This is a genomic window from Geomicrobium sediminis, assembly GCF_016908595.1.
GTDB classification, from domain to species: Bacteria; Bacillota; Bacilli; order Bacillales; family Marinococcaceae; genus Geomicrobium_A; species Geomicrobium_A sediminis.
Window position 1 is genome coordinate 225033 of record NZ_JAFBEC010000006.1, and the last position, 20807, is coordinate 245839.

General features: G+C 42.7%; 21 protein-coding genes. 15 read left to right on the plus strand and 6 right to left on the minus strand.

Going from position 1 to position 20807, the window contains the following annotated elements; translation table 11 throughout:
• Positions 1-9: 9 nt before the first annotated feature.
• On the plus strand, positions 10-750 hold the full coding sequence (locus tag JOD17_RS11685) for a sulfite exporter TauE/SafE family protein (RefSeq protein WP_204697926.1): 741 nt from the start codon (positions 10-12) through the stop codon (positions 748-750).
• A gap of 86 nt (positions 751-836) precedes the next feature.
• On the opposite strand, the gene JOD17_RS11690 is transcribed toward JOD17_RS11685, so the two are convergent.
• A complete protein-coding gene (locus tag JOD17_RS11690) occupies positions 837-1379 on the minus strand; it encodes a CatB-related O-acetyltransferase (RefSeq protein ID WP_338028789.1) in 543 nt (180 codons plus the stop codon).
• 103 nt (positions 1380-1482) lie between these two features.
• Between JOD17_RS11690 and murQ the strand changes: the two genes are divergently transcribed.
• The 6 genes from murQ (at position 1483) to JOD17_RS11720 (ending at position 8513) form a co-directional block, all read left to right on the plus strand.
• A complete protein-coding gene (gene murQ / locus JOD17_RS11695) occupies positions 1483-2382 on the plus strand; it encodes an N-acetylmuramic acid 6-phosphate etherase (RefSeq protein WP_204697930.1) in 900 nt (299 codons plus the stop codon).
• A 104-nt stretch (positions 2383-2486) separates the two neighbouring features.
• Positions 2487-5525, plus strand: coding sequence for an efflux RND transporter permease subunit (locus JOD17_RS11700; RefSeq protein ID WP_204697932.1), 3039 nt, complete (start codon positions 2487-2489; stop codon positions 5523-5525).
• A 104-nt stretch (positions 5526-5629) separates the two neighbouring features.
• The gene (locus JOD17_RS11705; protein ID WP_204697934.1) at positions 5630-6073 is read left to right on the plus strand and encodes a hypothetical protein; all 444 of its coding nucleotides are present in this window, start codon (positions 5630-5632) and stop codon (positions 6071-6073) included.
• A gap of 5 nt (positions 6074-6078) precedes the next feature.
• On the plus strand, positions 6079-6270 hold the full coding sequence (locus JOD17_RS11710) for a hypothetical protein (RefSeq protein ID WP_204697936.1): 192 nt from the start codon (positions 6079-6081) through the stop codon (positions 6268-6270).
• Positions 6271-6359: 89 nt separating this feature from the next.
• A protein-coding gene (locus JOD17_RS11715) for an IS3 family transposase (protein WP_204697938.1) occupies positions 6360-7918 on the plus strand; the annotation gives its coding sequence in 2 pieces (ribosomal slippage) (positions 6360-6993 and positions 6993-7918; 1560 coding nt in all).
• Between the two features lie 142 nt (positions 7919-8060).
• Entirely contained in the window at positions 8061-8513 is a 453-nt protein-coding gene (locus JOD17_RS11720) for a VanZ family protein (protein ID WP_204697940.1), read from the plus strand.
• Here JOD17_RS11720 and JOD17_RS11725 read toward each other — a convergent pair.
• Positions 8495-9121, minus strand: coding sequence for a TVP38/TMEM64 family protein (locus JOD17_RS11725; protein ID WP_204697941.1), 627 nt, complete (start codon positions 9119-9121; stop codon positions 8495-8497). The genes JOD17_RS11720 and JOD17_RS11725 overlap by 19 nt on opposite strands.
• 79 nt (positions 9122-9200) lie before the next feature.
• On the opposite strand from JOD17_RS11725, the gene JOD17_RS11730 reads away from it, so the two are divergent.
• Positions 9201-9869, plus strand: coding sequence for a peptidylprolyl isomerase (locus tag JOD17_RS11730; RefSeq protein WP_338028788.1), 669 nt, complete (start codon positions 9201-9203; stop codon positions 9867-9869).
• A gap of 50 nt (positions 9870-9919) precedes the next feature.
• Here the strand turns inward: JOD17_RS11730 and JOD17_RS11735 are convergent, their stop codons facing one another.
• Positions 9920-10477: a TetR/AcrR family transcriptional regulator gene (locus JOD17_RS11735; RefSeq protein WP_204697942.1), complete on the minus strand. Its 558-nt coding sequence runs from the start codon at positions 10475-10477 to the stop codon at positions 9920-9922.
• 86 nt (positions 10478-10563) lie between these two features.
• Here JOD17_RS11735 and JOD17_RS11740 point away from each other — a divergent pair, with 86 nt between their 5' ends.
• Both JOD17_RS11740 and JOD17_RS11745 read left to right on the plus strand, forming a co-directional pair.
• Complete coding sequence (locus tag JOD17_RS11740; RefSeq protein ID WP_204697943.1) at positions 10564-11775, plus strand: MFS transporter; 1212 nt, start codon at positions 10564-10566, stop codon at positions 11773-11775.
• A gap of 60 nt (positions 11776-11835) precedes the next feature.
• A complete protein-coding gene (locus JOD17_RS11745) occupies positions 11836-12936 on the plus strand; it encodes an oxidoreductase (RefSeq protein ID WP_204697944.1) in 1101 nt (366 codons plus the stop codon).
• Between the two features lie 15 nt (positions 12937-12951).
• On the opposite strand, the gene JOD17_RS11750 is transcribed toward JOD17_RS11745, so the two are convergent.
• Complete coding sequence (locus JOD17_RS11750; protein WP_204697945.1) at positions 12952-13848, minus strand: hypothetical protein; 897 nt, start codon at positions 13846-13848, stop codon at positions 12952-12954.
• Positions 13845-15026, minus strand: a complete 1182-nt coding sequence (locus JOD17_RS11755; RefSeq protein ID WP_204697946.1) for a PstS family phosphate ABC transporter substrate-binding protein — start codon at positions 15024-15026, stop codon at positions 13845-13847. Before JOD17_RS11755 ends, JOD17_RS11750 begins: the two co-directional genes overlap by 4 nt.
• Positions 15027-15145: 119 nt before the next feature.
• Between JOD17_RS11755 and JOD17_RS11760 the strand changes: the two genes are divergently transcribed.
• Positions 15146-15916, plus strand: coding sequence for a GTP pyrophosphokinase (locus tag JOD17_RS11760; protein ID WP_204697947.1), 771 nt, complete (start codon positions 15146-15148; stop codon positions 15914-15916).
• Between the two features lie 17 nt (positions 15917-15933).
• On the opposite strand, the gene JOD17_RS11765 is transcribed toward JOD17_RS11760, so the two are convergent.
• Positions 15934-17481, minus strand: coding sequence for a Na+/H+ antiporter NhaC family protein (locus JOD17_RS11765; protein WP_204697949.1), 1548 nt, complete (start codon positions 17479-17481; stop codon positions 15934-15936).
• Between the two features lie 160 nt (positions 17482-17641).
• Between JOD17_RS11765 and JOD17_RS11770 the strand changes: the two genes are divergently transcribed.
• The 4 genes from JOD17_RS11770 to JOD17_RS11785 are packed head-to-tail and all read left to right on the plus strand — an operon-like array spanning position 17642 to position 20584.
• On the plus strand, positions 17642-18682 hold the full coding sequence (locus JOD17_RS11770; RefSeq protein ID WP_204697950.1) for a threonine aldolase family protein: 1041 nt from the start codon (positions 17642-17644) through the stop codon (positions 18680-18682).
• 5 nt (positions 18683-18687) lie between these two features.
• Positions 18688-19122 (plus strand): DinB family protein, encoded by a 435-nt coding sequence (locus tag JOD17_RS11775; protein ID WP_239575486.1) that lies wholly within the window; start codon positions 18688-18690, stop codon positions 19120-19122.
• Positions 19123-19133: 11 nt separating this feature from the next.
• Positions 19134-19751: a futalosine hydrolase gene (locus JOD17_RS11780; protein ID WP_204697952.1), complete on the plus strand. Its 618-nt coding sequence runs from the start codon at positions 19134-19136 to the stop codon at positions 19749-19751.
• Positions 19748-20584 carry a 1,4-dihydroxy-6-naphtoate synthase gene (locus tag JOD17_RS11785; RefSeq protein ID WP_204697953.1) on the plus strand — a complete coding sequence of 279 codons (837 nt, stop codon included), beginning with the start codon at positions 19748-19750 and terminating at the stop codon, positions 20582-20584. Before JOD17_RS11780 ends, JOD17_RS11785 begins: the two co-directional genes overlap by 4 nt.
• Positions 20585-20807 lie beyond the last annotated feature (223 nt).

Genomic DNA, 20807 nt, shown 5'->3' on the forward strand with positions numbered 1-20807 from the left:
CTGATATGCATGATTGAGTTTTTAATCATATTTCTCATTGTACTCGTCGGAGCTATTGTTCAAGGAATTAGTGGATTTGGAATTGGGCTTGTTATGATGGCTTTTTTGCCGCTGTTTCTTACGGTAAAAGAAAGCACGTTACTCGTTATTTCATTACTTATTATCGCAGCGGTCACAGTCATTATAAAAAACTATCAATATATTGAATGGAAAAGTGTCCGAAAGATTTTTATTTTTGCGCTCTTAGGTCGGATCGTTGCTTTCTTTGTTCTCACAAGTTACGGAGATTTAGACATTTTACAGCTATACTTAGGCTTGTTTTTAATTGGCATGGTCATCTTCATGTTTATGCGTGAAAGGTCAGCGGGTCCAAAAGATCGAGACGTGACGATGATTCAGACCGTGACGTTAGGTTTCTTCGGTGGGTTTATCGGAGGCTTGTTCGGTGTGGGTGGACCGTTTTTCGTCTTTTATTTTCTGATGGTATTTGCATCAAATAAATTCAAGTATCTTGCTAACGTGCAATTTGTAACGTTACTCGTAAGTACATTTTCAATTAGCTTACATGCAATCAATGGCGACTTTAACGTTGATTTTATAGGGTATTTCTTGGTCGGAACGGTTGCAGTTGTAATTGGAACAATTCTTGGTTTAAAGCTATTTGCGGTCGTCAATCAAATGTGGGTGCGCCGTTTTGCGATGATTCTCGTACTCGTTGCTGCGCTTAACTTGATTCTATTTTCAACATAAGGTGTTCTAGTGATGGGGTGTTGAACATAGAGTGAAAACAAATCTGCTTAGAGCACAACGTTCTGAGCAGATTTTTGTTTCATGTGTTAGTTGTACAATTCAATAAAACGCTCAATATCTTGATTTAATAAATAAGGCATTGCTTTAGAGATCTTATCATCATCCCATGACCACCAAGAGATTTGTTCTAACGCTTGAATGACGTGATCATCAAAACGTTTACGAATAAGTTTAGCTGGATTGCCACCAACAACGGAATAAGGAGGAACGTCCTTCGTTACGTTACTAAAGGCGGCAATGACTGCGCCATTACCGATGGTTACACCTGACAAGATGGATACTCCCATCGCAATCCATACGTCGTGTCCGATCGCGACGTCTCCTTTTGATTGCGGATGACCGATGTGGTGTTTATGTGGATCAAGAACAGAGAAAGGATAGGTTGTTACCCAATCACTTCGATGTTCGCCCCCAAGTAGAATCTTCACATCACTTGAGATCGAGCAATAATTCCCAATGGAAAGTTTCGTCCCCTCTCCCCAAGAAAAAACTTGAAAGTTCGCTGCAGCGTACGTGCCTTTGCCGATGTTGTACCCTGAAAGGTCTGGTCTAAGTCGCAATTCATGGATCACCTTCTCATCACCTCTGTGTAGCTTATGTACTTGTTCAACGCTCGGTATAGTTACTTGTGTACAGGTCATTGAATTTTAATCATGTAAAGGAAGTGTACAGATGAAGAAGTCCAAGCTCGTTACCGAAGGTCGTAATTCCCGTTCTGAAAACATTGATCGACAATCAATCGAAGAAATACTTGAAACGATTAATGCTGAGGATCAACAAGTCCCTCTCTCAATTGCAAATCACCTCCAGACAATTGCTGAGATTGTGAAAACAGTCGTTGCCCAAATGAAACAGGGTGGACGTTTACTTTACGTAGGAGCAGGAACGAGTGGCAGAATTGGGGTGTTGGATGCTTCTGAGATTCCACCAACGTATGGCACAAGTCCAGAACTCGTTCAAGCCATTATTGCAGGTGGCGAGCAGGCTGTTTTTCGTGCCGTAGAAAACGTAGAAGACAACGAGGCGCTCGGGTTCGAAGAAATTGCTAGCCGTAACATCACGACAGCAGATGTGGTGATGGGGATTACAGCAAGTGGTGGTGCGCCTTACGTGATTGGCGCTTTAAAAAAAGCCCAAGAATTAGGTGCTAAAACGATTGCTTTTACGAATAATCAAAATGCGCCACTACATCAGTATGGAGATCACGTGCTTGCCATTGATGTAGGCCCAGAAGTGGTGATGGGCTCTACGCGTATGAAGGCAGGTACTTCCCAGAAGCTCGTGTTGAATATGATTACGACTGCGACAATGATTCAATTAGGGAAAGTGTATGAGAACTTAATGGTGGACGTACAACCGTTAAACAAAAAACTCATTGAGAGAAGTAAAGCGATGATTCAATATGCTACAAGCTGTGATGAACAACAGGCGGATCGGCTATTTTTGTTGTCTGGAAGAAAACCAAAAGTAGCCATCATTATGGGCTTGCTACACGTTTCAAAAGATGAAGCGGAGCAACTTTTAGTGAAAAATGACGGGTACATTTACCGAGTAGTCGATGATAAATACTAAACAAATAACTCCGGTATTCATTTTGTGTTTACTAGAAAAAGGTTTAGTTATGAACAAAATGCGGGTATACTTCTGCGATAAGTGAAATAGAAAAGGGGAAGTTTATGAAATGGTTAATTAATCGACCGAAGATCACGCTATTATTCTTTCTAATGCTTACAATCGTCGGTGCGATCAGTTTCTCTCAATTGCCGCAGCGGGAGATTCCAGAATTTTCACCTCCAATTGGTCAGGTGACGACGGTTTATCCTGGAAGTACAGCGGAAGAAATTGAGCAACAGATTACCGTTCCAATCGAGAACGAACTTCAACAATATGATGAGATTGAATCGTTTGAATCGGTGTCAGCACCGGGACTTTCTTTACTTACGATTGAACTCGACGAAAGTGTCGAGAACACGTCGGTCGTTTGGAATGAGCTTAGTCAAAGCATTCAAAGTGTATCAGGGCAGTTTCCTGATGCGAGTATGAGTCCAAGCTTCAATACGAGTGTAGGCGATCAAGGGCTAGCTACATATCATATCCTTTTCTCAGATGAAGAAGAGCGCGCTGCGATTGAAGATGTGTTGGATCGTGCTGCAGATGACATTCGGAGCTATCCAGATCTTGTCGGCCTTGATGTCCAAGGTTCAGTAGAGCAAGAAGTTGCTGTGAACTTAGATGCAGACTTGTTAGAAGAGAACGGTCTAACTTTCGGACAAGTAATCGGCGCATTAAACGGTGAAGTTGAATTAACACCAATCGGTGAATGGCAAGATGATAACCAAGTCTTTCCTGTTGATTTGAACAATTATACGACTGTTGAGGAAATGAACGAGGTTCCAATTGGTATTGACGATGAAGGTGAGCTGTTACGTTTACAAGATGTTGGTGAAATGACAGTTCAATGGATGGAACAAGAGGAATCTGTACATTATGAAGGCGAGTCTTCGATCGCCCTGACGTTCACACTCGCTTCCGGTAGCAGTGTGCCAGAAGCACAGGCTCAACTCGACACTTTTGTCGATCAAATAAATGAGGCATTACCATCTGGAACAGAAGCGAACTTGTTATACACACAAGCGGACTTAGTGTCTGAACTCTTTTTAGATTTAGCAATTTCGTTCCTTATTGCGGTTGTCGCGGTACTTTTCGTCTGTTCACTCGGCTTACGTCCTGGCTCTGCACTGAGCGTTGCGATCGCTATTCCGATTTCACTTAGTATCGGTTCGATCATCATGCCGTATTTAGGTGTCGGCCTAAACCAAATCTCTTTAATTGGCTATATTATTGTACTAGCCATATTAGTTGATGATGGAATTGTTGTGAATGACAACATTGAACGCCAATTACGTGAAGGGAAAAGTCCGAAAGAGGCTGCGTACAAAGGAACGAAAGAAGTGTTCTGGTCAGTGATCACATCGACCATTGTTGTTGTGTTTACGTTTTTCCCGATCTTGCTATTACCAGGTGGCGCTGGGGAGTTTATTCGACCCTTACCACTCGTGCTCATCGGAGCAATTATTGCTTCAACGCTCGTAAGCTTGTTAATTATCCCGATTTATCGACTGTGGAGGGAGAAGAAACGACCTGAAGATAAAGAACGTAAACCTGCAGGACTTCTTGGATCATGGTTTGAAAAAGCTTCAGCGGGTTATCGAACTAAAATTATGGAAAGAGTCGTTAGGCGACCATTTTTCGTTGCGTTTGGTGGATTAGCAATCGGTACAGCTGCTTTTCTATTGATTCCATTCATTCCAATTGAGTTCTTTCCAGACTCGGACCGTGAGGAAGTCTTTATTGAAGCGACACTTGCGAACGGTACCCCATTAGAAGAAAGTGAAGAGTACTCGGAGTCGGTGGAAGCGTGGCTCGCTGATGAAAGCTTCGTAGACTCGGTATCAAGCTTTACGGGTACGAACATTCCTCGTCTTTTTGGTAGCGATGGGGGAGGAGAGGAAAGTGAGAACCTCGTCAATTTCCTTATTTATATAAATAAAGAGGATATTGAAGCGCGCGAAGCAATGAATTATTGGAGCGAACAGTTGCCTGACGAGTTTCCTGAACTAGAATCCTATGAAGTATCCATTATTGAATCAGGACCACCAGTAGGTGCACCGATTGCCGTTGAAATCTCTGGTGACTCGATTACAGATTTAATGGATACGAGCAGTGAAGTACAATCAATTCTTCTAAACACAGAAGGAGTCGTCAACGTCGATGATGACGTTGGAACTGCTGTTAATTCTTATCAAGTTGAACTGGACCGAGATGAACTAGAAGACAACAACATCACAGCGAGTGAAGTGAGCGAAATGCTCGCCGCGATCGGTGAAGGAGTCCCGTTAGGTGACTTTGACGTTGATGGTGAGCTACTTGATTGGCAATTGTACATTGAAGGGGATGAACTTGACCTACTTGAAACGATAACGCTTGAAGGAATGACGGATGAAGTCGCGTTAAGTGAATTCGTAACGATTGATGAGGAGTCAATTCAGCCGAGAATTCCACGAAAAGATGGAGAACGTATGATTACTGTACGGGCATTTCCTGGGGATGCTAGTGCGGATGACATTATTGCTCAAGTAGAAGAAGAGATTGCTGCCTTAGAAGACGACGCTGTTGCGATTAACATCGGAGGCGAAACAGCAGAGCGGACCGACGTGTTCATTCAAATCGGTCAGATCTTTATTGTCGTTGTGTTTCTGATTTTTATCGTCATGCTCATTCAATTTTATTCCATCAGTATTCCATTTATCATTTTAAGTGGTGTCTATCTCGCTTTTTCAGGTGCGATGATCGGACTATTTATTACTCAGACAGGTCTTGGTTTTATGTCGCTTATGGGTGGCGTAAGTTTAGCAGGGATTGTTGTAAGAAATGGGATTGTCCTGATTGAGTTTATTGAACAGAGACGAAAAGAAGGACTAGGTGCTAGGGATGCAGTTATTCTTGCTGCGGAACAACGATTCCGACCTGTAGTTCTCACATCATTAACAACAATTGCTGGCTTATTGCCAGTTGCTTTAGGGAATAGCACACTCTTCCAACCGCTTGGAATTACGATTGTATCAGGTGCGCTGTTCTCAGCGGTTCTGACATTACTCGTCGTGCCAGCACTGTATCTCGTGCGTGAGCGAATGAAAACAGGAAGCATTTCTTAATGGGTCTAATTAAGAGAATATAGTAAACGAAAACGTTAAAACGTCAGAATAGGCGTTTTAACGTTTTTTGTTTCTGGGTATGTAGTAGTTATCGGGGTGATTCGATGACAGAAGCATCAAGAGAGCAGACCACACACGAGCGCACGTTAACGTTGCGCGGTGGGTTTTACCTCATGTTGCTTGGGCTCGTATTCGTTTTGTTGACGCTGCTTAACCCAGTGTATGTACAAACCGACGCACTCTTGTTTTTACTAGGTAGTTACTTTCTGGTGATGGGTTCAATCTTCTTTTTGATTGTTGAGCCGTTATCTACACCAGAGCGAAAGGAATTACGTGCGCTCAACATTGTGAACGCGTTTGGTCTAGTTCTTACGATTGTATTATTTGTGTATCATACGATGACGTTTCAGGTGACAGGGTTTGGTATTACGGTAACGAGTTTACTCGTTCTTTTATGGATAGCTGCTTTTATGCTCATCCGCCGTCAAACTCATAACAAAGAAGAGTACATGAATGTTGAACGACAAGATCAAAGTGAAAGCAGGTGAGTACGATGAGTAGCTTTAAATATGAACTTGTGAACTTTACGCGAGAAGGCATGGAGCTTAAGAATACGTGGATTCGGATGTCTGAACAAGAGAAGTCGATGGCAATGAAAGATTATCCGTTTGATAAGCCCTTTGAAGAAGTGATTGACGATTTAATTCGTTGGCGTGAAACGCTCGATAAAAATGATAATTTGTAGAAGTAAAAACCGATCACTCTAAATGATATGCTCCCCAAAAGGTGGACAGATGAAATAAAAAATCTGTTTACCTTGAGGGGAGTATTTTTATGGCGAAAAGTAAGTTTACTGCGGAAGCAAAGTATGAAGTCATTCAAGCCATTGAAGAAGGCTATTCAACGATAAAAGAAGTCACGGAACAATATGGGATTAGTGTAGCGACCTTTAAACGTTGGAGACGAAAGTACGAGCACCTCGGTTTGGAAGGTTTACAACCTGCAAAGGGTCAAAAAACATACACCAAAGAGATCAAAAGACAAGCGGTTCATGAAGCTCTCTCTGAGCACTATTCATTGACGGAAATTGCCATCCGTTATGCCATCTCAGATCAATCCGTTTTACGAAAATGGATCCAGCAGTATAATGGTCAAAAAGGCGAGAAATCCACGGGGAAAAGAGTGAATCGTCCAATGACCAAGGGAAGAGCAACGACACACGAAGAACGGATCTTTATAGCGAAAGATTGTACCGAGAGTAATAAAGACTATCAAATGATCGCTGAACATTATAACGTTTCCTACCAACAAGTGTACCAGTGGACGAAGAAATACGAAGAAGGGGGCGAAGATGCTCTTCGTGATCGGCGTGGGAGAACAAAGACCGAAGAAGAACTCACACCTAAAGAAAAAGCGGAATTACAGACGAACAAGCTAAAGAGAGAAAATGAACGGTTACGTGCGGAGAATGCGCTCTTAAAAAAGTTGAAGCAGATCGAAAGGAGGCGAAAATAAGTGAAGTTCGTTCGGAAGATATCTATTTAGCCATTCAAGAGCTTCACCAATCCGAACACTTCTCGATTTCCTTATTATGTGAAGTTGCGGGTAGAGCTCGCTCGGCTTACCATAAATGGAAGAGCCGAAACCCTTCGGCCAACGAACAGTTAAACCAAACGATTCTGGATGAAATGAGTAAGCTCCATGAAGGTGTCAAGGGCATTTATGGTTATCGTAGGATGACGATGACGATGCGAAGAGTTTTCGAGATGCCTTTAAATGAAAAGCGGATCTATCGGTTAATGGGCCTCGCTGGGATGCAATCCGTGATCCGGCGAAAGAAAAAGCGCTATGTGAAGTCAAACCCGCAACACGTCGCTGAAAATGTGCTGAATCGGGAATTTAAAGCAGACCATCCAAATGAAAAATGGGTCACTGATGTCACCGAATTAAAATATGGTTCATCTCAAAAAGCTTACCTTAGTGCCATTCGGGATTTGTACGATGGGTCGATTGTAAGCTATGTCTTAAGCAGGGCCAACAACAATCGATTAGTCTTTGAAACATTGAATCAAGCGATCGAATCCTCCCCTGAAGCCAAGCCACTTCTACATAGTGACCGTGGCTTTCAATACACTTCACATGGATTCAAACGACTGCTTCAAGAGGCAAAAATCAAACCAAGTATGTCACGCGTGGGAAGATGCATCGATAATGGACCGATGGAGTCTTTTTGGGGAACGCTAAAATGTGAGAAGTATCGATTACATAAGTTCCAAACGTTCAATGAACTCAAACAGGCAATCGATGATTATATCTATTTCTATAACTGCGAACGCCTACAGAAACGATTAAACGGCCTTACCCCTAAGGAATATAGGAATAAAGCCGCTTAACCTATTTTTATTATTTCCACTGTCTACTTGACAGGGGGCAGTTCAAAATGATGGAGAGGTCGGTTTGTCTTTTGTCCATGTACATGAGTTGAGATTGCCAAGCATAAGCTAGAGTACAATCTCATTCGTGGAGTGGGTAAGTATGAGTCGGAGTTTTGTATGGATCATGTTTAGCCTGTATATAGTGGCTGTTCTGTATATTACGATGTTTGCATGGAACTACGGGGCTTCATTAGGTCCTGATGGTCCTGGTGGAAGGCATTACAACCTCATTCCATTTCGAAGTATCTATCGAATTGGTGTGTTTAGTCCTGATGTTATTGATCCGATCAAAATTCTAATTGGAAATGTTCTTCTGTTCGTTCCGTTTGGGTTTTTTGTACCTTATCTTTTAAAGAAATTACGATCACTTTGGAAAGTGATCGTAATTAGCGTTTTGTTCTCATTAAGTATTGAATTGTATCAGTTCACCTTTACGTTTCGAGTGGCGGATGTGGATGATCTGATCTTAAATACCGCAGGTGCAATCATTGGCTATGGTTGTTATCGAATCTTTACGTTTACTCAAAAACGTGTTCATGTTTTCAAAGTGTAGCGTACGAAGAAACGGTAGCCTGCATAGACGAGTAAAAGGAACAATCCATAGAAAATTGCAACATAAATAAGGCCGATAGGGTTCGTGACGATCGTGCTCCCTACCGTTGCAAATAGAATCATAGAAGGGATTTTCCCAATCGATGAGGCAATTGTATACGTAAGAAAACCGACGCGACTTAACGCACTATAGACGTTCACGATAATAGAAGGGACGATTGGAATGAGTCGTGTTAAGAAGATCGTCATAAAGGCGTTACGCTCAAATAACAAATTGAGCTTAGAAAGTGTCGTATAGCGATTTAGAATGCGTTGACCGAGGTCTTGATAGCCATAACGAATAAAGACAAACATGACGATTGAAGCAAGTGAAGATCCAATCCAAGTAACGAGACTACCAAGGTAAGGTCCATATATAGCACCTAGTATTCCTCCGATAATTGGGTAAGGAATGACTGGGAATAAGGAAAGTAATGTCGCAATCAATGCGGTGAGTAGAATTGATTCTGTACCGCCTGCATCCAGCCAAGCAGCGAACGATTCACCATATAAAAGGGCTACTAAGAATAGAGTTAAAAGTACGATAAAAACTAAAATTTTTCGTAACATGCGGTCACCTCACGTTTATTCTATCAAATTTTTGATAGAATAGATGCGTACGATCTAATGACAAATGAGGGTGAGTAATGTGCGGAAAAAATGGATGCAAGTAATGGGGATCGCGCCATTGTTGCTACTTGCGGCTTGTGGTAATGCAGATGAAGAAGGTGTTGATGAATCCTCAGATGAGGAAGACGTTGCACAAGATGAGATGGAACAAGATGAGAATGATGAAGCGACTGCTGAAACGGACGCCGAAGTAGATCGCAGTGACGCGATTGAGGCAGTTATGGTTATGGAAGATGGCGGTGAGGTTGTTCTCGAGTTGTATCCGAACAATGCACCAGCAACTGTTGAGAACTTCGTTGCGCTAGCAGAAGACGGTTTTTACGATGGTCTAACGTTCCATCGCATCGTCCCGACCTTTATGGTTCAAGGCGGGGACCCTGATGGGACTGGCCAGGGAGGGGCACCAGATACGATCCCTGGGGAGTTCGCTGACAATGATTTTGACAACCCGTTGAATCATACAGAAGGTGTGATCTCAATGGCAAGAACACCAGATCCAAATTCAGCGAGTTCACAATTCTTCATTATGGTCGGTGATCATCCATCCCTTGATGGTGATTATGCTGCATTTGGGGAAGTAATCAGTGGAATGGAAGTGGTTGAAGAGATTGCTGCCACTGAGGTCTCTGGAGAGACACCTGTTGAAGGTGAAGTTCCAGTTATTGAGACCATTACAATTGAATCGTAACGAACATGAACTCATAGGTCGAGCAGGCCTATGAGTTTTTTGTCATCAAGTTATAAACTTCGCAAGATCAGCGAGGCTGCTTTTCGGTACGTTTTTATACGGTCTTCGATGGATTCTTCACTCATATAAATCTCAACCCCGGTAAAAAAAGCTCCAGCTAAAAAGCTAATCTCAGCAGGGTCCTCCATTGTCCATTCACCTTGCTCATGACCGAGTCGAAGTAGATCTTCAAAACAACGGTTGTATTGATCATTAATTTCGATAACCTGATCATAAATCTCTTTGGACACAGCCATTCGTGCATAGAATTCCCCAGCAGCAACGCGGAGAGGATCATAAGCATCTTTTTTGGCGTTATAATCCGCAAAAGCAAATAGCTTCTCCTTCGCCGTCGTATAATTTTGTTCTTCTTTGTGCCATTCATCGGACCACAATTGATTGTCTTCTTTTAGGATTCTAAGGAATAAAGCGTCTTTGTTTTTGAAATGATGATAGAGATTACCTTTACTACTGTTCGAAGCTTTTACAATGTCATTCATTGACGTTTCTTTATAGCCCTTTTCGATAAAGAGCTGTTTCGCTGATTCGATAATAATTTTTTCTTTCATAAAATCTTCTCCTTGACGGTATTCGATTTCTGTCATATAGTATAGACCGACCGTTCGGTCTGTGTAAAGAGTAAGGAGTGAAAATAATGCCTGAAGAAATGCCTTTAATGCGCAATCGTACATTTGTATTAATGTTCATCGCGGGTATTTTTGCTGTTGTTGGTTTTAGTATGTTTTTGACCACTGTATCGTGGTTTGCAGTGACAGAGATGGATTCTGCAATGGCAGTCGGTTTAGTATTAATGGCAGCGACCATTCCCCGTTTAGTTATGATGGTCTTTGGTGGGGTTGTCGCTGATAAATATAAAAAAACGACGATTATGTTTATTACGAACCTAACTCAAGGGGTTCTTTTATTTGTTTTGTACTTGTTTGTGGCAAATGACAATTTGACGTTAACGATTCTATTAATTTTAGCAGGTCTATTTGGTATGCTTGACGCTTTCTTTGGACCAGCAAGTACGTCGCTCATTCCGAAGATTGTTGCCAAAAAACAATTGCAACGTGCCAATGCCGTTTTTCAAGGTGCAGACCAAATTTCATTTATTATCGGTCCAATCATTGCAGGGTTAATGATGGAAACCGTAAGTATTGCGGGAAGTTTTCTCGTTGCTACAATTCTTGTGTTCTTCTCAGCGATCTTTATATTCCCACCGCTCATTAAAGAAGCGGCTGTCGGGGAGAGAATTTCTCAAAGTCCATTACAAGACTTGAAAGATGGTTTTCATTATGTCCGTAGTTCGAACTTTTTACTAATCGGACTTGTCGTCTTAATTACCTTGAATTTCTTTGTGTTCGGTGCGCTTCACGTCGCGATACCTCTTCTTGTTGATACACATGGTGGTTCACCATTGAACTTGAGCTTTATGGAAGCAAGTCTTGGGATCGGGATGCTTCTAGGAAGTGTGATTCTTGGTGCGTATACGATTAAGCGGCGTCGTGGTGCGATGACCTTATATGGTTTACTCGCTTCTCTCGTCTTGTTTATCATTTTTGCACTCGTACCAAGCTTAACGTGGTTGACGATCTTTATCTTCTTCATCGGTTTCTCAATGGTGTTCGTCTATATTCCGTTCTTTACGGTTGCTCAGGAGAATACAGATGGCCATATTATGGGTCGAGTGATGAGTATTATTTTTCTAGCTATGAATGGGTTTGACCCAGTTTCATACGGTCTTGTGACTGGACTCGTTGCAACAGGCGTATCTGTTCAACTCGTCTTATTCGGTCTTGGTGTTGCAGGGTTACTCATTTGGTTCATCGTGTTCCTACGTGCAAAGCAGTTTAGAGAGGTTTAAAAGAATATAGAATCAGGTAAGGGAGTAGTAGAACCTTAACGAAAGCATAGGTGATGAGTAGTGTCCAAGTTATTCGATCAAGGAAAGATTGGTAATCATATTCTAAGCAATCGATATATTGTTGCGCCGATGACGCGTGTGAGCGCCGAAGAAGACGGAACGCCGAATGAACGAATGCACAAGTATTATGAGCGTTTTGCAAAGGGAGGCTTTGCTGCAGTTATTACTGAAGGAGTCTACCCTGATACGATGCATAGCCAAGCGTATCGTTACCAAGGTGGTCTAGCGACTGAGAAGCATGCAACTGCATGGGCACCGATCGTTAAAAGCGTCAAAGAGCATGGTGCTTTAATGATTGCACAGCTTATGCACGGTGGTGCACAAACACAAGGAAACTATTATACAGACGAAACGGTCGCTCCTTCGAAATTCTCGCCACCATCAGATAAGGTCGAAGTTTACTACGGAAGTGGACCATTCCCTACAGCAAAAGCGTTAACGGTTGAAGAAATGAAGCAAGTACGAGAGGGATTTGTGCAGTCAGCTCTTTTCGCACAACAAGCAGACTTTAGTGGCGTAGAGCTCCATGGCGCAAATGGTTACCTACTCGATGAGTTCTTGTCAGAAGTAAGCAATCACCGAGAAGATGAGTACGGAGGCAGTGTGTTAAACCGTGTTCGGTTTTTAAAAGAAATTATTGCCGACGTTCGTAAAGCGGTTGGTGATACGATGATGCTCGGTATTCGGATCTCTCAACTCAAAGCAACAAACGGTTCGTACAAGTGGCCAGGTGGCGAAGAGGATGCAAAGATCATTTTTAGCGAACTCGGGAAAACGAGTGTCGACTATATCCACATTTCTGATGATGATGCTTCTACACCTGGATTTGGAGAAGGTACGAAAACGATGGCAGAAGCAGCCAAACACTATAGCAACAAGCCTATTATTACGTGCGGTGACCTAGGTGATCCAAAGAAAGCATCGCAAGTTCTAGAAAAAGACCAAGCTGACTTTATCGGGATTGCTAGACAAGCACTCGCAAACCCAGATACACCAAAGCGTGTACAAAATGAACAGCCGCTCGATGAGTTTAATGGTAAAGAAGTTATGACACCGCAAGCGTATGTGAAGGATTTTGAACTTAATTATGAGGAAGAATAAAAAAAGCAAAGGCCTTTATGGTCTTTGCTTTTTTTCGAGTTGAACGCTAGTAATGATGTCAGGTACAGAATCGTTTCGTGCATAAAACGTTAGTCGATGCTCGTCATCTTCATAAGTAGCTGAATGTACGAGCATTTCATGATCATACGAGAGGCGCACGGGTCCGTACGCTGCAAAAACATCATCAAAAACGCTGTGAACGCCAACACCAAGTTTTGTTTGAGCACCACTTACTGAACTATAAATACTCGTCACATCGTTATTGCTCGTCACAATCGTTAACTGTCGATCCATGGCTTCATCTATCGTATCCGCATAAATGCGTGTTCCTTGTGACCATTCTTCATCTGGAATTTCAACTAAATGATCGTATGTTGTGATCTCTTCATATAAGGAATAGGATCCTAATGTATGCCCTGTATGTTGAATAGATAATACGGGATTTGTGACGTAGCTTGTGATCATAAGTGATGTTGCAATCATCAGGATACTTCCGACGCCCACTGGGATCATTCGAAATCGTGTAAACGTCGTAAAATAGACAGAACAGACGAAAGCAACGATTGGAATTGTAAATAAGCTACTTAGCATAAATAAATCAATGGAATAGTAAGGATCATAGGCAGTCAATGAATAGACGTACACACCAATCCCCGCCATCATTAGATACGAACTACTTCCTGCCATAGCCATCGCTAGGCGCTTAGCGGTCGGTAAAGACTGCCATTGACGGCGAAACAGCAACCAAACACGAACGCTCATGATGACCCCAACAAAGGCCCCAATTAGTAAAATGATCGGAAATAAGAAGACCGCCAATAGAATCGAAGTTAGCGAAACGATGATAAAAAGTACAGCATTTGCAAAAAACAAACTTAGAGATCTGATCATCGGTGTTCGCATCCGATTCATTGTTCCAATTCTCCTTCAACGAGTGGCACATAACCTGTTTTTTCAATCAGTTCCTGTCCCTCGGATCCTATCATCCATTCAATTAGTTGGTGCACTTCCTCTGTTTCTTCTCCTTGACGAGTGATGGCATAAAAATCAGCTGTAATCGGGTACGTCCCAGCAGCAATGTTTTCTTTTGACGGTTCAATGTCATTCACTTCAAGTAAGCGAATTCCGTCTGTTTTGTTCATTTCTGTCACGTAATAACGAAATGAGAAACCGAGCGCGTTTTGGTGATTTCGGTAATCCGATGTTTCTTGTAAGATGCCACCCATTCCGCTGATTAATTGTTCTGATGGTGGCTCCATTAGAACACGGTCACCCATTAGTCGTTGCAAAGCGGTTTGAGAGCCGCTCCCTTCTGATCGCTGAAAGGCTCGTATCCTACCATTCGCCGTGCTTACTTCATTCCAATTCGTTACCTCTCCTGCGTAAATATCTTGAATTTGTTCAAGTGTCAGGGATTGAACGTTTTGCTCTTGATTTACAAAAAAGACAAACGCTTCTCGCCCAATTGGTGTTAATTCAAATTCTACGTTTTGTTCTTCGGCTGTTTGTCGTTGTTGCTCTGAAGGTGCTGGAGTGAAAATAATATCAACGTCGCCGTATAGAAGGCTATCAAACGCGGTCGGTGTATTCGTCATACGTACAGCGCTTGAGTGTAAATCATACGTTGCTTCTGGGTAAACCGCTTCTGCGAAAGCAGCGTAAACCGGATAAAGAGCTGTTGAACCGTCTAGAACTGGAAGGTTTTGCTCAAGTGACAACGAGGATTCTTCCTCTAATGTAGCAAGTCGATCGTTATTGTTAAATGGCTGGTAAATCGAGACGTCCACTTCACTGTCTGAAATGGTCTCGAGTTGTGCAGTTTGATAAGTATTAAATTCGAAAATTCCGATGATTGCAAGTGCGATTACGAGCGATGCACCAAGCCCAATCCATCGAATTCTTGAGGTGAATAGATCAAAATACGTACTGATCGTTAATGCGAGAAATAGGACCATTGCTCCTGAAAATACATACCAATAAACAAGCGCTTGCCCCGTAACTAGAAGCAGAATGCTACCTATGACAGTAACGAGAAATGTTAAAAATAAAATGCCAATGACCGCCATAATCTTAGTAAACAGCTGTCCCATAGTGTCCTCCTCATCCCTCGTAAAGCACTCTAAGTGTAGTGTTTGGTGAAGCATGCGTCAATAAGGAAGTTGAACTTTCTAGAGGAGAACATTATTCTAGTAACAGGAGGACGAGCTAAATGGAACATTCACAACAGACATTTCCAGTCGACCCAGCTGTTTTAAAGAAAATGAAAACTGAACTTACTCGGTTTATGATGACGTACAAATTCGCATTGGATGAGATGGATACGAAAATTAGCATACTGCAAGAAGAATTCCAATATGTTCATGATTACAATCCAATTGAGCACATTTCAACGCGATTAAAGTCACCAGAAAGCATTCTAGAAAAAGCACAACGAAAAAAATTACCGTTAAACTTGGCAACGATTCGTAATGAATTAAACGATATCGCAGGCATTCGAATTAATTGTTCGTTTCAAAAGGACATTTATGAAATTAAAGACATGTTAAGTGCACACCAAGACTTGCGTGTCGTTGAAGTGAAAGATTACATTAAAGCCCCAAAAGAGAACGGGTACCGCAGTTTGCATTTGATTGCTGAATTACCGGTTTATATGTCCGATCGAGTTGAGCATGTCGCGGTCGAGATTCAGATCCGTACCGTAGCGATGGATTTTTGGGCGAGCCTTGAGCATAAGATCTTCTACAAATTTGGAGAAGTCGTACCGAACGACATGCGCCATGAATTAAAAGAAGTGGCAGATATTGCAGCACAATTAGATACGCGCATGGAAGGTCTTCATAGAAGATCTGAACAGCACAAGGAACAATACTATGCGCGTGAATCGATGAAGTCCCTTCAAGTCGATCAAAAACAGTTCGCTTTACCTGAACGGTTGCTACAAGCACTCTCAAACATAGACGAAACCCCGAAGGACAGTTAAGTCTTTCGGGGTTTTTATTATTCTGGTGTATAGCTAGGGATATTTTGTCCCCAAAGTTTGGTTAACGTATAGGCGGCAAGTGTCGTTAAGACAAGACCTGTGAGTAGGGCAATCCACCATGTACCGGTAACACCAGCAATAAAGAATGAGATGATCCCGGTAATTCCAACTGTAATCGCATATGGAAGCTGTGTGTTAACGTGGTCCATATGGTCACTGGCAGAACCTGCAGATGACAATACTGACGTATCCGAGATCGGTGAACAGTGGTCACCGAAGATCCCTCCACTAAGAACAGCAGCAATAGCTAATGGCAATGCAATATCCATTGAAACAGCAAGTGGAATGGCAATTGGAATCATAATCGCAAATGTTCCATAAGAAGTTCCGGTCGTGAATGCGATAATTGCTCCTGCAATAAAGATAAGAACAGGGAATAACGCCGGTGTTAGACTGGATTGTTCAGCGAGCTGTACGAGGAATTGGTCGGTTCCAACTTCAGCAGATACTGAACCGATAGACCAAGCGAGAATTAGGATAACAAAGACGAGCATCATGCCTTTAATCCCTTTCATCACAAGGTGAATCGCTTCTATAAATGTGAACATTTTCTGAGACACACCCATTAGTAAGGCAACGATAATTGCTGCAAATGCAGCCATCAGGATCGACATACCACCGTCGGCTTCACCAATCGCAACGACAAAGCTGTTTTCAGGATAGTTCCCTGTCCATAAGAAAAGTGGTGGAATGAGTGCAAGTAACACGAGCATTGGTACAACTAGGTTACGAACTTTTGGTGTGTCAGTAGCCGGTTGAGCAGCTGTGATTTCATCTGCTGCTGGAGGTTGTCCACCATCACGAATGAGCTTCCCTGTTTTTACAGCACGTAGCTCAGCTTTTGCCATCGGGCCATAATCAAAACGTAAGAAAATAACGATAAAAACAGTAAAGATGGCAAGGATCGCATAATAGTTAAATGGAATTGTAGCAAGGTACATGAGGTATTCGCTTTGGTCAATGTCCATGCGAACAAACTCAGTTCCGATCAGTCCCATAACGTAGACGACCCATGTTGAAACAGGTACAAGCAGGCAAGTCGGTGCAGATGTGGAATCAACAATATAAGCTAATTTCTCACGAGAGATGCGAAGCTTGTCTGTAATTGAACGCATCACGCTTCCGACTGTAAGTGCATTAAAGTAATCATCAATAAATAGAGAAATTCCTAACAATCCCGTTGAGGCTTGAGCCCCTTTACGTGAACGAATTCGATTCGCGAATGCGTTGGCAAGCGCTTGAGCGCCCCCTGTCGTTTGGAAAACAACAATTAAAACACCGAATAGTCCACAATAAATTAAAACATTGGCGTTCCATTCATCGCCAAGTGCTGGAATAATGAACTGCTCAAAGCTAGCATATAACCCGAGCAATGGGTTCCAACCATTTATCATCGTCGCGCCGACAAACACACCAGCAAACAATGCAGGTACGACGTTACGTGTAAGGATTGCAAGAATAATGGCCACAACTGGTGGCAAGAGTGCAAGAATACCAAACTCCATACGCGTGACTCCTAACTATCATTTTTGTCCATTAGTGCATTATAAACGACAACGACTCAAGATGCACGACAATCTTGATGGATAGCAGAACCTTCCTAATTAAGCGCAGATTTTACTGATGATTTTGAGTATAATGAGTACAAAAGTGAGGAGGGTTTCGATGATTGATTTAAGAAGTGACACAGTGACAAAGCCAACAGAATCGATGAGAGTAGCGATGGTCGATGCAGTTGTTGGTGATGATGTGTATGAAGAAGACCCAACCGTGAACGATCTTGAAGAATATACAGCAGAGCTTTTAGGGAAAGAAGCAGCGCTTCTCGTGACGAGTGGAACACAAGGTAATCAAATTGCAGTGCTTGGCCACTGTAATTTAGGAAACGAAGTCATTATGGAGCAAGAAAGTCATTTGTTTCATTATGAAGGAGCAGCTATCTCAGCGTTTGCTGGTGTTCAACCACGTACCGTATTAGGTGATCGAGGGTTTATTGCCCAAGCAGAGCTGGAAGCAGCGATTCGTTCTGAAGATGTCCATGCACCAGAGACCGGACTCATTTGTCTGGAGAACACACACAATCGCCACGGTGGAGCAATCATTACACCTGAGCAAACGAAAGAAATGACCGACGTTGCAAAGCGTTACGGCATACCGACACACTTAGATGGGGCAAGGTTGTTTAATGCGAGTGTTGCTTTAGGTGTCGATATAAAAGAGTTATCAGAGCCATTTACAAGTGTGCAAATTTGCTTGTCTAAAGGTCTTGGTGCACCGATCGGTTCCATCATCGCAGGAGACAAAGCCTTTATTAAGAAAGCACGAAAATGGCGTAAACGTCTTGGCGGTGGAATGAGGCAGGCTGGAGTAATCGCAGCGCCAGGTAAGATCGCCTTAACGAGTATGGTTGAGCGGCTGAAAGACGATCACACTCATGCGCAGTTTATCGCAAAAGCGGTGGAAGAAATAAGAGGATTATCTGTGGGCAATCAAGTAGACACGAACATTGTTTTACTCGATACGACTCAGTTATCATGTACCGCACAAGAATTTGTGAACCACTTATATACAGCTGGTGTAAAAGCGAACACGTTTGGCCCTCAAACCGTTCGTTTGATTACTCATAAAGATCTTTCTCAAGTAGAGATCGAGAAAGCGATTGATACGCTGCGTCAAGTAGCAAGCTATTTCGAAATGGAGGCATAATTGTGATGACAGAAGAGGGATATGTGTATGCAGCATCACTAAATGATGAGCTCACACACGTTATTCCAACCGAATCGTATGATACAATTTTAATTGAAAGCTTAGGGACGCCAAGGCAGTGGTTTCACCATTTAATACGTGTACGAGAAGTATACCGAAGGTCTTTATATACAGGTGAAGTCGTCTTTCCTGGTAAACCAATTCCAGATGACATTGACGTAACAACAATGTTAAAAGCAAGCAGTGAGCGTTTAGCAGAAGCGTTTATGTATTCAGAGCGGATGTCTGTGAAGTTTGGTGGCAAAACGATGTCAATCTCTGAGCTGATTTCGACTGCCATTCAACATGAAGGAATTCATACTGGACAATATTACGTCGCACTAAAACACGCTGGGTTCGATGTGCCAAAGCGTTGGCAAGAGGATTGGGCAATGAGTTAGGAGAGAACCAAATGCGCAAAATTTTAATAATGACTGCAGTTGACGCTGAACGAGAAGCGGTAAAAGCAGGGATTCATGAAGGTGTAGATGTGACGGTTGAGCTTGCGGGTGTAGGACCTGCACAAGCAGCAGCTCGTACTGCCATTCAACTAGCTAAACAAAACTACGACCTTGTAATTAACGCAGGCATTGCAGGTGGGTTTAGAGAGAAAGTACAATTGGAAGACATTGTCGTCTCAACGACCATTCAGGCGGCAGATTTAGGTGCTGACACAGGAGAGCAATTTATCCCGGTTGAAGAGCTTGGATTTGGCTCCTCAAGCATTGAATGTTTAGAAAATGAAGTGGATCGCTTTGCCGAACTGGAGAATGTTTTTACAGGTAGAATCATTACGAAATCGACGGTAACAGGTACAGATGAAGAAGCCAAGCGATTGCAAGTAAGGTATGACGATGCAGTTGCAGAAGGAATGGAAGGCTTCGGGGTTGCGACTGCAGCGAAAGAATTTGGCGTACCGGTCCTAGAAGTTCGTGCCATATCGAATTACATAGGAAAACGCGAGCGCGAAAAATGGAAAATCAAAGAAGCATTAGTTTCATTGAAACAAGTGATGGAGGTTGTACGATGAAAATTGCCTATTCACCATGTCCAAACGATACGTATGTGTTTCATGCACTCACACATCAGCTTATCGCAGATACGCCAACGTTTGACGTCTCCTATGCTGACATTGACGTGACGAATACGTGGGCGATTGAAGGCGACCCTCATGATCATGATGTGATGAAGATTTCTTTTGCGGCACTTCCATACGTGTTAGATGATTATCAATTGCTATCATGTGGGGGAGCGCTCGGGCGTGGGTGTGGACCACTTTTATTAACGAAAGAAGAGACAAGTCCACAAACACTAGCAGAAAAGCGTGTAGCAGTACCAAGTGATCGCTCAACGGCATACATGTTGTTTCGACTTTGGGCGCGTCAGAAAATCGATGCTAACATTAAAGAAATTGTTGTGATGCCGTTTCATGACATTATGCCAGCGGTACAAGCGGGAACCGTTGATGCGGGTTTAGTCATTCATGAAGCGAGGTTTACTTACCAAGAATATGGTCTGCACAAGCTCGTCGATTTAGGCGAGTGGTGGGAAGAAGATACAGGCGCCCCCATTCCATTAGGGGCGATCATTGCGAAGAAAGGACTAGATCATGAACAGATTGAGTCTTGGATTCGTCAATCCGTCGACTATGCTAATGAGTATCCCGAGTCTTCGAAAGACTATGTCATGGAACATGCGCAAGAAATGAGCGAAGACGTCGCACGTTCTCACATCGATCTGTACGTGAACGAATTTACGAAAGACTTAGGGGACGATGGTTACAAAGCGATACGCGAATTGTTGCTTCGGGCAGCGGATGAAGGAATCGTTCCTAAGCCAGATTTAAGTGAGATCAGCCGGTAAAGAAATGCAGAGTTGTAGTGGCTATGCTTGTCGCGGACATTGTCTCCGTGACCTTATGCTTACGCTACTGCGGCAGCATAAACCACGTTTGTATGTTGGGATTTTGCTCTGAGATTAACGATCAATCATTAAAATCCCAACATAAAACTTCGAAATCGCCACATAAAAGCGTATATGATGGGATTTTGCATCGAAGTTGAAGATAAAACGACCAAATCCCCAC

What these genes read in the sequence shown, in the direction of transcription:
- JOD17_RS11740 (WP_204697943.1), top strand. Translation starts at nt 10,564, where the DNA reads ATGCCTGAAGAAATGCCTTTAATGCGCAATCGTACATTTGTATTAATG.
- murQ (WP_204697930.1), top strand. Translation starts at nt 1,483, where the DNA reads ATGAAGAAGTCCAAGCTCGTTACCGAAGGTCGTAATTCCCGTTCTGAA.
- JOD17_RS11760 (WP_204697947.1), top strand. Translation starts at nt 15,146, where the DNA reads ATGGAACATTCACAACAGACATTTCCAGTCGACCCAGCTGTTTTAAAG.
- JOD17_RS11685 (WP_204697926.1), top strand. Translation starts at nt 10, where the DNA reads ATGATTGAGTTTTTAATCATATTTCTCATTGTACTCGTCGGAGCTATT.
- JOD17_RS11720 (WP_204697940.1), top strand. Translation starts at nt 8,061, where the DNA reads ATGAGTCGGAGTTTTGTATGGATCATGTTTAGCCTGTATATAGTGGCT.
- JOD17_RS11750 (WP_204697945.1), bottom strand. Translation starts at nt 13,848, where the DNA reads ATGAATCGGATGCGAACACCGATGATCAGATCTCTAAGTTTGTTTTTT.
- JOD17_RS11780 (WP_204697952.1), top strand. Translation starts at nt 19,134, where the DNA reads ATGCGCAAAATTTTAATAATGACTGCAGTTGACGCTGAACGAGAAGCG.
- JOD17_RS11770 (WP_204697950.1), top strand. Translation starts at nt 17,642, where the DNA reads ATGATTGATTTAAGAAGTGACACAGTGACAAAGCCAACAGAATCGATG.
- JOD17_RS11700 (WP_204697932.1), top strand. Translation starts at nt 2,487, where the DNA reads ATGAAATGGTTAATTAATCGACCGAAGATCACGCTATTATTCTTTCTA.
- JOD17_RS11755 (WP_204697946.1), bottom strand. Translation starts at nt 15,026, where the DNA reads ATGGGACAGCTGTTTACTAAGATTATGGCGGTCATTGGCATTTTATTT.
- JOD17_RS11710 (WP_204697936.1), top strand. Translation starts at nt 6,079, where the DNA reads ATGAGTAGCTTTAAATATGAACTTGTGAACTTTACGCGAGAAGGCATG.
- JOD17_RS11705 (WP_204697934.1), top strand. Translation starts at nt 5,630, where the DNA reads ATGACAGAAGCATCAAGAGAGCAGACCACACACGAGCGCACGTTAACG.
- JOD17_RS11735 (WP_204697942.1), bottom strand. Translation starts at nt 10,477, where the DNA reads ATGAAAGAAAAAATTATTATCGAATCAGCGAAACAGCTCTTTATCGAA.
- JOD17_RS11775 (WP_239575486.1), top strand. Translation starts at nt 18,688, where the DNA reads ATGACAGAAGAGGGATATGTGTATGCAGCATCACTAAATGATGAGCTC.
- JOD17_RS11725 (WP_204697941.1), bottom strand. Translation starts at nt 9,121, where the DNA reads ATGTTACGAAAAATTTTAGTTTTTATCGTACTTTTAACTCTATTCTTA.
- JOD17_RS11765 (WP_204697949.1), bottom strand. Translation starts at nt 17,481, where the DNA reads ATGGAGTTTGGTATTCTTGCACTCTTGCCACCAGTTGTGGCCATTATT.
- JOD17_RS11785 (WP_204697953.1), top strand. Translation starts at nt 19,748, where the DNA reads ATGAAAATTGCCTATTCACCATGTCCAAACGATACGTATGTGTTTCAT.